Origin of the sequence: Exiguobacterium sp. s128 (genome assembly GCF_018618815.1) — a bacterium.
GTDB classification, from domain to species: Bacteria; Bacillota; Bacilli; order Exiguobacteriales; family Exiguobacteriaceae; genus Exiguobacterium_A; species Exiguobacterium_A antarcticum.
This window is the reverse complement of sequence record NZ_JACSMT010000009.1, coordinates 15,264-30,525: the sequence shown is the minus strand read 5'-3', so window position 1 is coordinate 30,525 and position 15,262 is coordinate 15,264. Positions and strand designations below refer to the sequence as shown.

At 51.1% G+C, this 15,262-nt stretch carries 13 protein-coding genes; 2 read left to right on the top strand and 11 right to left on the bottom strand.

The annotated features are described in order from the left end of the window. Positions 1 to 13 precede the first annotated feature (13 nt). Genes KNQ13_RS05645 through KNQ13_RS05595 form a run of 11 tightly spaced genes read right to left on the bottom strand, consistent with a single transcriptional unit; the run spans position 14 to position 12,794 of the window. Positions 14 to 1,168, bottom strand: a complete 1,155-nt coding sequence (locus tag KNQ13_RS05645) for an aminotransferase class I/II-fold pyridoxal phosphate-dependent enzyme (protein ID WP_251027347.1) — start codon at positions 1,166 to 1,168, stop codon at positions 14 to 16. Beyond that, positions 1,165 to 2,232: a lipid II:glycine glycyltransferase FemX gene (locus KNQ13_RS05640; RefSeq protein ID WP_071500729.1), complete on the bottom strand. Its 1,068-nt coding sequence runs from the start codon at positions 2,230 to 2,232 to the stop codon at positions 1,165 to 1,167. The genes KNQ13_RS05645 and KNQ13_RS05640 overlap by 4 nt, the downstream gene beginning before the upstream one ends. Beyond that, on the bottom strand, positions 2,213 to 2,833 hold the full coding sequence (locus tag KNQ13_RS05635) for a sugar transferase (protein ID WP_209548175.1): 621 nt from the start codon (positions 2,831 to 2,833) through the stop codon (positions 2,213 to 2,215). The genes KNQ13_RS05640 and KNQ13_RS05635 overlap by 20 nt, the downstream gene beginning before the upstream one ends. A 16-nt stretch (positions 2,834 to 2,849) precedes the next feature. Next, positions 2,850 to 3,959, bottom strand: coding sequence for a glycosyltransferase family 4 protein (locus tag KNQ13_RS05630; RefSeq protein ID WP_209548176.1), 1,110 nt, complete (start codon positions 3,957 to 3,959; stop codon positions 2,850 to 2,852). Next, entirely contained in the window at positions 3,947 to 5,290 is a 1,344-nt protein-coding gene (locus tag KNQ13_RS05625) for a nucleotide sugar dehydrogenase (RefSeq protein WP_251027346.1), read from the bottom strand. The genes KNQ13_RS05630 and KNQ13_RS05625 overlap by 13 nt, the downstream gene beginning before the upstream one ends. A gap of 12 nt (positions 5,291 to 5,302) precedes the next feature. After that, positions 5,303 to 6,652 carry a phenylacetate--CoA ligase family protein gene (locus KNQ13_RS05620; protein WP_209548177.1) on the bottom strand — a complete coding sequence of 450 codons (1,350 nt, stop codon included), beginning with the start codon at positions 6,650 to 6,652 and terminating at the stop codon, positions 5,303 to 5,305. Further along, positions 6,642 to 7,679, bottom strand: a complete 1,038-nt coding sequence (locus tag KNQ13_RS05615; protein ID WP_209548178.1) for an NAD-dependent epimerase — start codon at positions 7,677 to 7,679, stop codon at positions 6,642 to 6,644. The genes KNQ13_RS05620 and KNQ13_RS05615 overlap by 11 nt, the downstream gene beginning before the upstream one ends. Next, positions 7,669 to 8,961, bottom strand: a complete 1,293-nt coding sequence (locus KNQ13_RS05610; RefSeq protein ID WP_209548179.1) for a hypothetical protein — start codon at positions 8,959 to 8,961, stop codon at positions 7,669 to 7,671. The genes KNQ13_RS05615 and KNQ13_RS05610 overlap by 11 nt, the downstream gene beginning before the upstream one ends. A gap of 13 nt (positions 8,962 to 8,974) precedes the next feature. Further along, a complete protein-coding gene (locus tag KNQ13_RS05605) occupies positions 8,975 to 10,237 on the bottom strand; it encodes an oligosaccharide flippase family protein (RefSeq protein WP_209548180.1) in 1,263 nt (420 codons plus the stop codon). A 12-nt stretch (positions 10,238 to 10,249) separates the two neighbouring features. After that, on the bottom strand, positions 10,250 to 12,121 hold the full coding sequence (locus KNQ13_RS05600) for a polysaccharide biosynthesis protein (protein WP_209548181.1): 1,872 nt from the start codon (positions 12,119 to 12,121) through the stop codon (positions 10,250 to 10,252). A gap of 22 nt (positions 12,122 to 12,143) precedes the next feature. Next, positions 12,144 to 12,794 carry a YveK family protein gene (locus KNQ13_RS05595; protein ID WP_071500720.1) on the bottom strand — a complete coding sequence of 217 codons (651 nt, stop codon included), beginning with the start codon at positions 12,792 to 12,794 and terminating at the stop codon, positions 12,144 to 12,146. Between the two features lie 327 nt (positions 12,795 to 13,121). On the opposite strand from KNQ13_RS05595, the gene KNQ13_RS05590 reads away from it, so the two are divergent. Both KNQ13_RS05590 and KNQ13_RS05585 read left to right on the top strand, forming a co-directional pair. Then, on the top strand, positions 13,122 to 14,411 hold the full coding sequence (locus KNQ13_RS05590; protein ID WP_251027345.1) for an O-antigen ligase family protein: 1,290 nt from the start codon (positions 13,122 to 13,124) through the stop codon (positions 14,409 to 14,411). Positions 14,412 to 14,442: 31 nt separating this feature from the next. Then, positions 14,443 to 15,201: a hypothetical protein gene (locus tag KNQ13_RS05585; protein ID WP_209548182.1), complete on the top strand. Its 759-nt coding sequence runs from the start codon at positions 14,443 to 14,445 to the stop codon at positions 15,199 to 15,201. Positions 15,202 to 15,262: the final 61 nt, after the last annotated feature.

Below are 15,262 nucleotides of genomic sequence, written 5' to 3'. Positions count from 1 at the left end.
CCCTCCCATACATTCATAGCTGCACATTTCGCCGAACGTCTTCAACGAGTCCTTGACGAACCGAACGGATGACCAGCGCCTGCTCGGTAAACGTCATTTGCGAAGCAGACGGTAGACAAATCCCTTCTTCAAACAAACGACGGCTGACGTCCACGTCATTCGCCGTGATGTACGGCACATCCCGGTAGACCGGCTGCAGGTGCATCGGTTTCCAGACGGGGCGCGATTCAATATTTTTTTGCTGCAACTGTAGAATCAATTGATCCCGTTGCTCCGTTCCACCGGGTACCGTCAATGCCGTCAGCCACCGGTTCGCCCGACTACCGGTGATTTCCTGTTGGTAGTGACGTGCCTCGACGCCGTCAAACGCTCGGACATAGCGGTTAAAAATCGTCCGGCGTGCCTTGATCCGGTCCTCGATCACTTCGAGTTGTCCCCGTCCGATTCCGGCCGATACGTTACTCATCCGGTAATTAAAGCCGACTTCCGTATGCTCGTAATGTAAGACCGGTTGCCGGGCTTGCGTCGCGAGATAAAACGCCCGTTCGATCAAACCTGAATCAGACGAGACCAACATCCCGCCGCTTGACGTCGTAATGATTTTGTTGCCATTAAACGAGTAGATACCAAACGTGCCGAACGTGCCCGTCATCCGACCATTAATGGTCGATCCTAACGATTCCGCTGCGTCTTCGATCAACGGTACATCATATTCCTGACAGATTGCTGCAAGCTCCTCGATTTTTGCGACGACCCCGTACAGATGAACGACGATGACAGCTTTTGGGAGCTGGCCACGTGTCGCCGCTTGAATCATCGCTCGGCGCAAGGCGGCAGGTGACATGTTCCACGTGTCTGGTTCTGAATCAATCAAGACAGGGCGTGCACCGACATACCGGATCGGGTTGGTCGAGGCGATGAAGGTCAAGGACTGACAGAAGACATCATCTCCGACCGTCACGCCAAGCGTCGCTAACGCTAAATGGATGGCCGCTGTTCCGCTACTCGTCGCAAGTGCGGCTTCTGCACCGCTATAGGTACGGATTCCCGCTTCGAAGGCTTCGACATTCGGACCAAGCGGTGCCACCCAGTTCGTTTCGAGTGCTTCCGTGACATACTGTATTTCCTGACCACTGAGATGTGGAATTGATAATGGAATACGTTTCATGATGACTCCCCCCCTCTTCGTGACAGCTGACGCACTGGGGTCCGGTAGAGCGGAAACCAGTCCTGCGATGACGATCCGTGATGCTCCAAGTGCCGGTTCGACAATTGTTCGTATACCATGGGATTTAAAATCGACGTTCCAAGGCTGAACGCTGTCTGCAGATCACTGAAGGAACGTTTGTAAGCGAGTAGGCTGTCGGTATTTTCCCGCGTCGTCCCACCACCAAGATGAAGGGCCGTTTTTCCGAGGTGCTTGGCCCGGCGGATCATTTCGGCGAACAACAGATGATTCGGACGGGCGGCGAGTTCTGCTGGATCGGACGCCCCGAGGTGATAATGGGCGAATTGTTGTCCGTAGAGGACGATGCAACCGGCGATGATCGTACCGTTTCGTTCGGCAACGAGCAATTCTGCTGGTAAGCGCCCGTTTTGCAGTTGCTGAAAGTAATCATCGTCGAAGTAATAGCGGGCATCGGCCTGACGTTTCTCCATCGTCAACCGATACAGATGGATAAAACTTGCATATTCTTCGGGACGGGCAACGCGGACCGTCACCTCTTCGCGTCGGGCTTTTTTGATATTTCGCCGCGTCATCGAGGAAAAACGCTTTTCAATTACGTCTAGCGGATCCGTCAACTTGACCGTCACCGTCTGCTGCAAGATGTTTGCCGTGTCACACCACACTTGACCGAGTTCCTGATTTTCAAGTACCGGATGAAAGCGGATCGTCTCGGTGATAATCTGTTCCGCATGGCAATACTCACGGAATTGTTGCCGGACCTCCTCGACTTGATCGCAGGACCAGATGCCGATGAAGACCGGTCCGCCGTACCCGTAGGGAGTCGTGATGTCTTGAAAATTCGTTCCATCGATTTTTCGTTTCAGGTACGGATAAAGCAGGATGCCGAATTCTGTCGGGTAGATATACATCTCCGGAATCGCTGCCGGTTCTTCCGCGAGCTCGAAGTAGGCGTAGTCGTAATAACAATCTAAAGCGTAACGCGCGACGAGGGCATTCCATTCCCGCGGATCATGGATCAATCGTTCAGCGCTTAACGACATCATGATGGACACCCCCGTCAAGTCCTTTGAATTCGCCCATTCCCGTCTGATGATCGGTCGAGTTCCCTTCTGAAGAGACGACAATCTTAACAGTTTTCAACAAAATATACAGATCGAGTCGGAACGTCTGGTTCGCTGCGTACCACTGATCCTGTTCGAGTCGTTCTTGCCAGGTCGTTGCGTTCCGCCCGTGGATCTGTGCCCAACCGGTCAGACCCGGTAAGACGTCGTGGCGGGTCATTTGTTCCGGTGTATAGTGGTTCAAGTAACTGACGAGCAACGGGCGTGGTCCGACGAAACTCATCTGTCCCCGAAGAATGTTAAAAAACTGTGGGATTTCATCCAGGCTCAACCGCCGTACCCATTCGACCGATTTCGGAATCCGCTCGGCGTCCGGAAGTAGTTTACCGTCCGCATCGGTCTCGTTCGACATCGTCCGGAATTTATAGATCTTAAACAGTTCGCCTTTATAGCCGGGACGGACCTGGTTAAAGAAAATCGGGCGTCCGAGCTTCGTAAAGATGAACAAGGCGACGAACAGGTAGACCGGCAGCAGGACGAGGATAGCGAGTAGACTGACTGTGAAATCGAATGTCCGTTTCATGGTGGCGTCCTCCTTTTTATAAGGTCGAAAAGAGATCGAGTTGCCGCTTGATGACATCTGCTTCGTTAAAGTGTTTCATCGCCCGTTCAAAACCTGCCCGTCCCATTTCCGATGCCGCGTCTGGATGCTGAACGAGATCGAGCATCCGCCGGGTCAACTGTTGCTCATCCCGGACCTCTACCAAATAACCGGTCTTCCCTTCGATGACTTCTTCACGGCAACCGCGGATGTTCGTCGCAATGACGGGTTTTGCCGTCGCCATCGCCTCGATGATGGAGCGTGGAACACCTTCGCGATGTGAGGGAAGAACAAAGGCATCGACCTGATGGAGGAGCGTCGGCACATCTTCGACGAAACCGAGATAATCGATGTTGGGAATCTCCCGGATCCGTTTCATGAACGTATGTTTCGTCGTCTGATCCCGTTCGCTTGCCATCATTTCACCGGCGATGACGAGCCGCGTATCCGGTTGAACCGCAACGACCTCTTCAAACGCGTTCAACAGTTCGAGAATGCCTTTTTCTTCGACGATCCGACCGATGAACAAAAACGTAAAATTACCATTCGTCTGACGCGGGCTGGGATAAAAGCGGGTCAAATCGATCCCGTTTCCGAGGTGCATCAGCCGGGTCGTGTTTTTGAACCGTTTCCGGTTCGCCAGTTCGTAGTCTTCGGCACTTTGGAGCAACAGGTAGTCCGTCGCAAACCGGGCGAGCCACTTCTCGACCGAGTACGTCAGTTGATAGGTGACGCGGCCCATCTTTTCGTGAAAGTAAAAACCGTGTGCCGTATAGACGATATGTTTCGTTCCGGCCCGTTTGGCAGCGACTCGTCCGAGCGCCGCTGCGACCGGTGTATGGACATGGACGGCGTCGTACTGTTCGTCTTTTAAGATCTGGACGATCGAGCGAATCGTCTTCCAGTTACTTGTCCAGTCGATTTTCCGTTCAATCGGGATATCATGCATCGTAAACCCTTGAGCGGCTAGTTTGTCCGCCGCTCCCGTGTCCGCACAGGCAATTCCGACATCGTGTCCGGCATTTTTGAGAGCGAGCAACAAAGGCTGAAGCATCGTTTCTGCCGTCGTATCGAGGGCGCAGACTTGGAGGATTTTTAGAGTCGCCATAAATGCACCCCTTCCGGTTTGTCTGTTGGTGTCAGCATCCCTTTGATATCGATGACAATTCCGCGACCGACTTTGAGCAAGTGTTGCGCGAGCAGCCAGTTCCCTTCGACGTACTCTTCATGGGAGACGGCGAAGATGACCACGTCTGCCGGTTTTAAGTCCGAAAGATCCACTAAATCGATGCCGTATTCTCTTTGTGCCTCTTCTTTTGCGACGAGCCGGTCCGCCACTTGGACTTCGATTCCAAACTCTTCGATTTCCTTGACGAGGTTCGCGACTTTTGAATTCCGGATATCACTGACGTTTTCCTTAAACGATAGACCAAGGACGGTCACGCGAGCCCCGAGGACGGCCATGTTTTGTTTGATCAAATTCTTGACGAGCGACGTTGCGATGAAACGCCCCATCGTATCATTGATCCGGCGTCCGGCTAAGATGACTTCCGGATGATAGCCGAGTGATTCCGCCTTCATCGTCAAGTAGAATGGATCGACGCCGATACAATGCCCACCGACTAACCCCGGGCGAAACGGAAGGAAGTTCCACTTCGTCCCGGCAGCTTCGAGGACTTCAAGTGTGTCGATATTCATTCGATCAAAGATGATTGCCAGTTCGTTCATCAAGGCGATGTTCAAATCACGTTGTGTATTTTCGATGATTTTTGCCGCTTCTGCGACCTTGATCGAAGAGGCCCGGTGGACGCCGGCTTCAACGACCGCTTCATAGACTTCCGCGACGATGTCGAGCGTTTCTTCGTTTTGAGCGGAGACGATTTTTTTGATCGTCTTGAACGTATGCTCGTGATCACCAGGATTGATCCGTTCCGGGGAGTAGCCGACAAAGAAGTCGACACCGGCTTGAAGTCCTGATGCTTCCTCAAGGACCGGGATACAATCTTCCTCGGTCGCGCCCGGGTAGACCGTTGATTCATAGACAACGATGTCGCCTTTGTTCAGTTGTCGTCCGACAAGATGCGAGGCACGAAGGAGTGGTGTCAAGTCCGGCTGGTTTTGAGCGTTGATCGGTGTCGGGACGGCGATGATGATGAAGTCGCTTGCCTGTAAGGCTCCTGCGTCCGTCACGTACTCGACTTCTGCATTCTTCAGGACGAATGGACTGAGTTCGAGTGTCGCGTCAATACCTTCTTTTAGTTCCGCGACCCGCTGTTCCTTGATGTCAAAGCCGATGACTTCCGTTTTTTCGCCAAAGGCGACGGCGACGGGAAGACCGACGTATCCGAGGCCGACGACGGCAATCGAACGGTTGGCGATAGGGAGTGATCGTGTTTCGGCTGCTGTCGTATCTATGATGTGTTTGACTGCCTTATTCATGATGGATTCCTCCTATTTCATCGACTGTCTGACGATCAGTGTTTTCCCATTCGGTTCCTGCTTCATCTGCCGGACCGGCTCGAGCGTCACCTGCATCGAGGAGCCCAGGAGCTTGTGCATCTCGCGTAATAAGATCTTTTCGTGTTTCGGTACAAACAATTGTTCATCCGGAATGTAGCGGAGTGTCACTTGATTCAATGCGTATTGTTCGACCTGCAGACGTAAGACCGAGTTCGGTAATTCACGGGCGATCGTCGTGATGTCTCCTTCGAATACTTTGCCCCGCTTTTCACTGACGATATAACTGGTTCCGCGACCATCAATCGACTCGATGACCGGACCGTTCAGTCCGCATGTACAAATTGCGTCACTCAGCGTCATCCGGTCACCGATCCGGTAACGGATCAGCGGCGTCCCGCGGGTCGTAAAACAGGTAACGATGACTTCACCGCCCTCTCCGTATGGTTCGATGATCCCCGTCTCGTGGTGCAGGTGGAGTTTCCGCTCGCGACACTCCGAGATGATCGGTGCCCCTTCCGACGAACCGTACTGGTCAAAGACGGGTGCTTGGAAGGCTTCTTCAAGTAACCGCCGCATCTCGGGTGTCACCGTTTCCGCTGTTGGAAAGATCGCTTTCAACTTAAAATCAAGTTGAATCTTGTGTTTGAGCATGTACAGCGCAATTTCAAGCATCGCCGTTGGTGTCCCGTCAAGTGCCGCCGGTCGGAACCGGTTCAACTCTTCGATATACGCCGGTAAATTTTCTTCCTTCATGTGGAAAATCGATAACAGGAGTTGATTCAACGGACGGTTCATCCGCCAGAAGATCGGTTTTTTCTGATCAACCGCCGTCAAGGTCCGACCCGTGAAACTCGCCCGCCGCATGCCGGAATAAAATCCATGTAACTCTTTGAAGTAATCGAGATGCGCCATCCGTTCTTGGACATCCTCTCGCATGAAGGCGACTTGAAGTGACTTTCCGCTCGTACCGCCAGTCCGCCCGCGGACCGGGGCGTCGATGTTTGACAGGAATGCTGCATTTTGTTGCCTGAGCGTCTCCTTCTCAAGCACCGGTATCGTCTGTAACTGATCCAGTGAGCTGAAGGGGAGTCGAATGTCATGTTCTTGAAACAGTTTTTGGTAGTAAGGTGTATGTGTCTGAACGAATAACAGAAAGGCATTCAATCGCTCGAGCTGTTCAATCCGGTAGTCGATCGTTCGATCTTTTTCTCTTAATTCTTTGATTTTTTCCTCATAACCCATACCATATCGTTCCTGCATCAACTTTTTCCCGTAAAGAGAAGTTAAGATATTCTGAATGAATATCGGGGATTTATAATACAACTCTTCTTTAAGCGCCATCTTGAACTCCCTCCTTCAGCCGATAATGCTGCTCATACCAGTCGATGAATGCATCGACGCCTGCTTCGATCGTCGTCTGTGGACGATAACCGATTGTTTCAAACAAGGACTGCACATCCGCAAAACTTTCCGGCACATCACCCGCTTGGAGTGGTAATTCATGTTTGATGGCTTTTTTGCCGAGCCGCTGTTCAATCAAGGCGACGAATTCGTTCAGTCGGATCGGACTGTGACTGCCGATATTGAAGACACGGTACGGGACGAAACTTCGGTCGGGAAGTGGATTCGCTTTATCAAACTGGGGATCCGCAACCGGCTCCGTCTGCATCAACCGATAGATGCTTTCGATGATGTCGTCGACATACGTGAAGTCGCGTCCCATCTCACCGTAGTTGTACAGGTCGATCGGTTGACCGTTCGCGATCGCTTCCGTGAACTTGAACAGGGCCATGTCCGGACGTCCCCACGGTCCATAGACGCTGAAGAAGCGAAGACCGGTCGTTTTGATCCCGTAAAGACTGCTGTACGTATGCGCCATCAGTTCGTTCGCTTTTTTCGAAGCGGCGTAGAGACTGAGTGGATGGTCGACCGCATCCGTCGTCGCAAACGGCATCTTCGTATTCGAACCGTAAACGGAACTCGATGAGGCGTAGATCAGTTGCTCGACCGGATGATGCCGACAGGCTTCAAGAATCGACAGGAAACCGACGATGTTCGAGGTGATGTAGACGTCCGGCCGATCGATGCTGTACCGGACACCGGCTTGGGCCGCCAGATGGAGGACCAAATCAATCTGTTCTGTCGCAAAGATTTGATCGACCGCTTCGGTATCTTCTAGAGAAACGCGGTAAAACGTGTAACACTTTGGGTCGAGTTCGATCAACCGAGCCTCTTTGAGCGTCGGATCATAATAATCGTTGACTTCATCGAGCCCGACGACCCGGTACCCTTCTGCTAAAAAACGACGTGCCGCATGAAATCCAATGAATCCTGCAATCCCGGTAATTAAAATCGTTTTATTCTGCACGTTTCTCGACCTCCTCGAAGTGATGAATCACCTGATAGCGGATGTAATGAATCGATGTATACACAATCAACAGCATCGGAAACAGTTTGTAGCGGTGGCGAATCGCCGTTCCGACATTCCCTGTCCCAAGACCAAAGATGACGGCATTGACGAGAAACAGAAGCAACATGAACAGAAGCACACTGCCAAAAGGATGTTGTTTCAGATACTTCAGGTGCAAGATCGTCAGACCAAACAGCACGAGATAAAACACCGCGTCCGCGAAGAAAATCGCGATGTTCATCACGCTCGACCATTGCCATGGAAACGGTGAAAACAGGAAGTAGATCATCCGGAGCGGCGCGTACAAGATCATGTCGAGTGGCCCTGTCACGGTCAATCCGTTCAGATAGGCGGATCCCCCACGGTCGTAACTCATCCCGCTGAACAGTTGCCCGTTTTCCGAGACGTGGGTGAATTTCGCGAACAATACTTCCTGGAAGCTGTAGACGATAAAACCGACGATGACGACCTGGACGAGCAAACGCTGGACTTTCGACGCTTCGAAATCCATCCGCTGCGTCTCGTGATTGTAGAAGGAAAAGTAGACGAGAAGGACCAGAATCCCGACCGCAAGTCCTGAATGGAACATCGTACTGATGAAATAGCCCGTATAGGCGAGTGCCAGATCCATCATCGACTTGTGCATCGTCCAGTGCACCATATAGTACAAGGTGTAGACGATCCCGATCGCCACCAGTTGATCACGTAAGAGGATCGGTGAAAGCAACAACCCTTGCGCGAAGAAAGCAAACATCCCGGTTACGATCAGCACGTAATGCATCGGTAACCTCAGTAACATCAGGGTTTTCGAAAAGATGACGATCGAAACAATACCGAGAATGACGTTAAAATACTGGGCCAACATCCGCTCCGGTCCGAATGCGAGATAAAAGAGACCAAGAAATTTCGAATAGCTGCCCCGAACGACTTCATTGAACATCGTCGGATCGGTATAGATCAACAAGCCTTCCAGGTGGAATGCCTCCGTATCGTCACCGCTATGTGGTGGGAGCCGGAACAGTTCCAGATCGACTAACATCAACGTCAAGCGGAGCAGAAAAGCTGTCACGAAAATCAGAAACAGCGGTGTCGTGTCCGCCTGTTTCAGCAGATAAAACATCAACAGGACCGAATTGATGGCAAGAAGTGTCGCCACGTAACCTTCAGAAGTCAAAAAGAGCGGTCGGACCAGTTGACTGAGCAATGCTTCAAGGACAACGACAATCAGGATCGGCCGCATGTTTTCTCCTCCTTTAGCTACTTTGTTCGATCGCAAGTGCCAGTTTCCGGGGATACAGTGAACGATAGAGCGCGGGAATCAACAGAACGATCTGGGTGATGGCACATAACCCATACGCGGTCGTCGCACCGTACAAGCCGTACATCGGAATCAGGATGCTGCAGGCGACGATGTTGACGACGACACTGCCGAAGATGGCGATCGTCTGGACCCGGAATTGTTGAAACCCGGTCAACAACGCTTGAACGACGGTCGAATTATAGAAAAAGAGCGACGCGATCATCATCAGGACGAAAATCGTATGGTACTGGACGAATGACGCATTGTAGAAGAGCGTCAGTCCCCACTTCCCAAAAAAGATTGATCCGATGATCAGCAAAATCCCGACTGCGTTCGTCATCAGTAGCATCGAGCGGGTCAGCCTCCGCAACTCCGGTAAGCTTTGCCGTTCACCACTTTCAGAAGAAAAGTTTGGCAACAAGACGGCGACAAGCGAGTGGATGAAGAGACTTCCTAGCACAAGGAGATAGGCGATACTCGCGTAGTAGCCCAGTTCTTCCGTGCCGATCGCATGGCCGACGAACAAGCGTGGGATGTTGGCATTCAAGGCAATCAACAAGGCGACGAAGCCGAGTGGGACAGCTTTGATGAACAGTTGTCGCCCCGTCTGATACCGCTCGCTCATCAGCTGGTTTTCGAATCCGTGACCGACACGCCGGACGGTCGGTAAATCGTAAAGAATCAGCATGATCAGGTTACCGGCGACCAAAGCGAGAACGAAACCGTGAATCGAATGGGTCGTGAACAGAATCAAGGCCGCACCCGAGACGTTGACGAGACTTCGGAAAATCTTCGAGACAGCAACTTCCTTGAAGGCCATGTGTCCTTGTAGGAATCCATATGCGAGATCCGCAAACGACTCCATGTACTTATTCAGATAGACGAGTAACGTCAGCCACAGAATGTCGGCTTCTCCGAAGAAATAATAGACGACGAGAAGGACAAAGACGCCGACCGTCAATAAGGAAAATCGTGTTTTGATGAACAAATTGAAGTTTTTTAACCCCGACCGTTCCGCCGTCAAAATCGTACTGGCATTCAGCCAACAAAACATGACGATTGGTGCCGTCAAGGCGAGAGCATAATTGAAGTAACCGATGTTGAGTGGTGTACTCCATTTGATCAACAGCGTCAAAATCATCCATTGGTGGAGCGAGTAAGCCGTATCCGCAATGAAGATGAGATTAAAACGTGAGAGTTGCCGGGCTGATTTCATATCGTCTCCCCCTCATTCCCGGGCGATCCGAATCGCCGGTGGAATCGTTTCCGGCATCTTGTCGGTTCGATTCGTCGCTTCCAGTAGATACGTCCGTAAAGCTTGTTCATCATCGATTGCTGCCGCGATGTTGCGCAGATACGGATCAATTGATCCGAACGGGCATGTCTTACCGACGAGAATCTTCTCGAAGACCCGCTCTTCGTGGACCTCCTCCGTTGCGAGTAACTCTTCATACAACTTTTCACCTTTACGAATACCGCTGTAGACGATCGGGATCTGCTCTTCCGTAAAACCACTCAGGTGAATCAAGTTGCGGGCCAGGGTCGTGATGTTGACCGGTTCTCCCATATCGAGGACAAATACTTCGCCCCCTTCAGCGAGAACACTGGCTTGGATGACGAGCCGGCTTGCCTCTGGAATCGTCATGAAGTACCGGGTCATCGCGGGATCGGTCACGGTGATCGGACCACCCTTTGCGATCTGTTCCTTAAAGAGAGGAATGACGGACCCGCGGCTCCCAAGGACGTTTCCGAACCGGACGACGGCAAAGGTCGTTTGACTGTTCCTTGCGATCTGTTGGATCACCATCTCGGCAATCCGTTTCGTCGCCCCCATCACACTCGTCGGATTGACCGCCTTATCGGTCGAAATCATGACGACCCGGTTGACGCCCGCTGCTTCTGCTGCCACGGCGACGTTACGTGTCCCGTAGACATTATTTTTGACGGCTTCACTTGGGTTATCTTCCATCAGCGGCACATGTTTATGGGCGGCTGCGTGATAGACGAGATCCGGTTTGAAGCGGTGCATCACGTCCATCATCCGGTCCGCATCCTGAACATCGGCGATGACCGAATGTAACGTGATGCCTTCCGTCGTGGCTTCGAGCTCCCGCCGGATCAGATAGATACTGTTCTCACCATGACCCAGTAAAATGAGGTGTTCCGGTTTAAACTTCACAAGCTGGCGACAAATTTCTGATCCGATCGACCCACCCGCTCCCGTCACGAGGACCGTCGCCTGACTGACGCTTTTTTCGATTTCCGTGATATCGAGTTCGACCGGCTCCCGTCCGAGTAGATCGGCGATCGATACTTCCCGGATTTGATTGACGGAGACTTGACCGGAGGCCAGTTCGACGAGCATCGGTAACGTATGCGCTTCGACCTTCGTCTGTTTGATCCGGTTCAGCAGGCTGACCCGGTCGGGATAGGATAAGGACGGAATCGCCAGGACGACAGCCTCGATTTTGAATTCTTCGATGATACATTCGAGCTGCTCGATCGTACCGATGACCGGTACACCATGAATCATCATCCCCTTTAGTTCCGGCAAATCATCGAGGAGTCCGACGACGTTCAGGATATGCGCTTTTTTCTGTTTCAACTCTTTCGTGATCATCTGTCCCGAGGCACCGGCACCGATGATCAAGGTCCGTTTCCCAAGCGTCCGATTTTCTCGTTTCAGCTCCAGGCTGCGTCCACGGATCAACAGTCGGACGAACAAGATCCCATTCAGGACAAGACCGGTCTGGAGAAAGACGGCTCGTTCGACGGCAAAGTCGAATAATGCATATTCCAGTCCGAGGAGGACAAAGCTGCTCGCGACGACGACGACGAGTAAGACACCTAAGTCCCGGAGGCTCGCATATCGCCAGATGATTTGATAAAAGCGCATCCAGTGAGCGACAAGCGTCAGTGCGACCCATTGAATCAAGGCGATTTCGACGGCATCAATCAGTTCAAAGTTTGCCGTGAGATTAAGAGGATTAAAGAAATAGAACGTCACGACGGTCGCTGCGATGATGACCGTCGCATCGATCAACCGTAGCAGACCGATCTTGACATGTCTGCGGTACTGCTGAAATGGTGGGGGCTGCATGATGTGCTCCTCCTTTCTCGATTCATGAACGGCTTGGACGGCTGACAGCTTGGGGATAGGCGGTTTCTTTCGTTTCTTCAGCGACTGACTTTTTTCCGAGCGCCCGGGAATAGACGATCAATAAGCCGAATAAGAGACCAAGGATCCCGCCGATCGCGGTATTCATCAGGATGTTTGGGGAGACCGGTTTAGTCGGGATCCGGGCAGTCGAGAAGACTTCCGTACTACTCGTTTTGATCAACTGTGGGACATAATCCTGAAAGACTTCTGTCATCGTATTGGCTTGAATCGCCGCTTGCTCGGCTGACCGATCGGTGACCGATAAGGCGATGACTTGGGAGTCCAAGTTACTTGCGACGGTCAGGCGATCCGTCAAATCGAAGATCCGTTTATCGGTCACGTCCATCTTTTGGGCGACTTGATCGATGACTTCCGGACTTCGTAAGATATCCTGATAGGTACTGACAAGTGTCGTCGTCGATGTCGTTTCCGCATTTGCCTGTGGGACGACAAGGATGTAGGCGGTTGCTTCATACGTCGGAGGAATCACGTAGGTGCTGACGGCATATCCGGCACCCGCTAATAACATGGCCAGTAAGCAGAAAATCCACCAGCCTTTTTTTAATGTCGTCACATGGTCGCTGAATGTCTTTTTTTGATGAATGGAATTCACGTTGTTCACCTCTTTCTCGTTACCTGACACGTTCGCTGGACATTGGTTATGGTTACACCTTATTTCCAAACGGCTACCAAAACAATTAGAGCTTGATGGAAATGATTATATTTTTTTGAGGAGTCATCATGCTTGCATATCGTTAGTTCATCGAAAAAGATTGTTTCACGAAAAAAAGACGATTCACATAAAAATGATCGCCGTTTCATCAAAATCATCCAATAAAAGCGCAAATATTCAATAAATTAAGGGTAAATACAAATTTGATGATTAAGAACCTCCAAAATCGGTAATAAGTCCTATATGAAGGGTGGATAGATACTAGTAATGATGTTAAAATCAGTCAATATACCTGAATCGATTGGCTTATTCATCCTGATACTTTGGGTGACGGTCGATTTATGGACACGTCCGTTATCATTCACGGATGAAGTCCTGCCGAATCACTGGAATGTACTGATCACACTCGTCTATCTCGTCCTATTTGTCGTTTTTTATCTCGTCACCCGTCCGATGTATTTTCCACCACGTGCTTTGACACAACGACTCGTTACCTTATTTTTACTGTATGTTACGTTTCACACCATCATGTTTCTATTTCGCCCAGCTACCGCTTCTTCGCTTTCGTTACTCCATCTGTTTACGACGTGGTTTTTTGTCATCATCGTCCTATCACTCACTGCTCGCTCATTCGTCAGTTGGTTTCAACTGTTGAACCTCATTCTTTTATACCAAGCCTTATGTCTTGCAGCTTATGCCTTACTCGTCTCGTTCGGACAGGAATATGTACCGATCGATAACATCCAATCGTTACGACTCGGTCCGATTTCCTTGTCGCAGCTTTATGTCGGGGAACAAGGTGGTTTTCTAAGGTCTGCCAGTTTGACCAATAACCCGAACGCGTTTGCGGCCTGGCTCGTTCCCGGTGGTCTGATCGCCTGGATGTATGTCTTGCAGGCACTCGCTCGACGTAGCCTTCGGTCGCTCGTCTTTTTCGGATTGGTCCTGTCGTTGATTTTCATCGGTTTATTACTCAGTGCTTCTCAGACTGGCATTTACTCATTTTGTTTGCTCGCGTTGTTGACGACCCTTTTACTGATTCCAGAAAAACGATTGCGGTACCAGGTCACCGGTCTTTACCTGTTAGGTGCCGGTATCCTGATTGGTTCCATCTCTTTCAACAATGCATTGTTTGCGCAATTGATCAGTCTCAACGGACGTAGTGCGTTATGGCAAGCCGGTCTGAGCGCTTCCGTGGATCGATTTTGGTTTGGACATGGTCTCGGTTCTTCTGTCGTCGGACTCGAACAACAACTCGGACCAAGCACACTCTATACGTTCCACAGTACACCGATCGTCTACCTGTATGAATTCGGATTAATCGGTCTGTTGCTGTATCTCGCTTCATTCCTCTTGATGCTTGTCCGGTTCATTCGGGATTACCGTCACGACGATTCCTTATCGGTCATCTTGTTGTTACTCAGCCTTTGGTTGTTGTTGCTGCAGTTCACGGAAAGTGTCCTGATTCGACCAAGCGGATTTTATTTCATCTGGCTCAGCTTTTTGATTTATGCGACACGCCGTCGCACGACCTCACAAGAAAGTACCCACACCTAGACGAACACCTACACGAAAGGGGTATGACATCATGAAGAAATGGACAGAACAACAAGTAATCGATAGCTTAATCGAAGCGAGTATCGCCTATCCTGCTTTAGATGCAAAAACCTACGCCCGCTGGTCTACCGGAAAAGAAATCCCGTCGATCACGACGATCATCAACGTGTTTGGTTCATGGCGTGAAGCGTTACATGCTGCTGGGTTATCATCGATCCGCCCATACTATTCCGATCAGGAAATCCTGGCGTTCATCAAAGAAGCATCGGAACGTCTGCATCCCTTCCACAGCAACAGTTACCGGGAATGGGCAAAAGCGAAACATGGTCCCTCATTGACGTTAATCAATCTACGTTTCGGGTCATGGTCACGGGCCCTTGAGGAAGCACATATCGAGATGACACGTTCGATCTGTATGACGGAAGAACGCATCATCAACGCGCTCCTCGAAGCATCGGACGTCCTTCCGCGCTTGACGACCCAGACCTATTCGATTTGGGCGCAGGAAAACGGACATCCGACGGTCGCGACGATTGCCCGAAAGTATGGATCGTGGGTCGATGCCCTCGCTTGCCTCGACATTGCACCACCACGCCGGAAGTGGGTCGAGGAAGATGTGCTCGATGCATTGACACAAGCTCAGCGCGAGCTCCCTGCCCTCAGCATCATCCATTACCGGAAATGGGCGGAAGGACGGTCTGTCCCAAGCACGTCGACCATCAACGCCTTATTCGGGAGCTGGACATCGGCGGTCCAGTGTTTGAAACGAGCCCGGATTTCAATTTCTTGACGTAGTTCTTTTCACAAAAAAAAACGAGGAATGGATTTCTCTAAGAAATCATTCCTCGTTT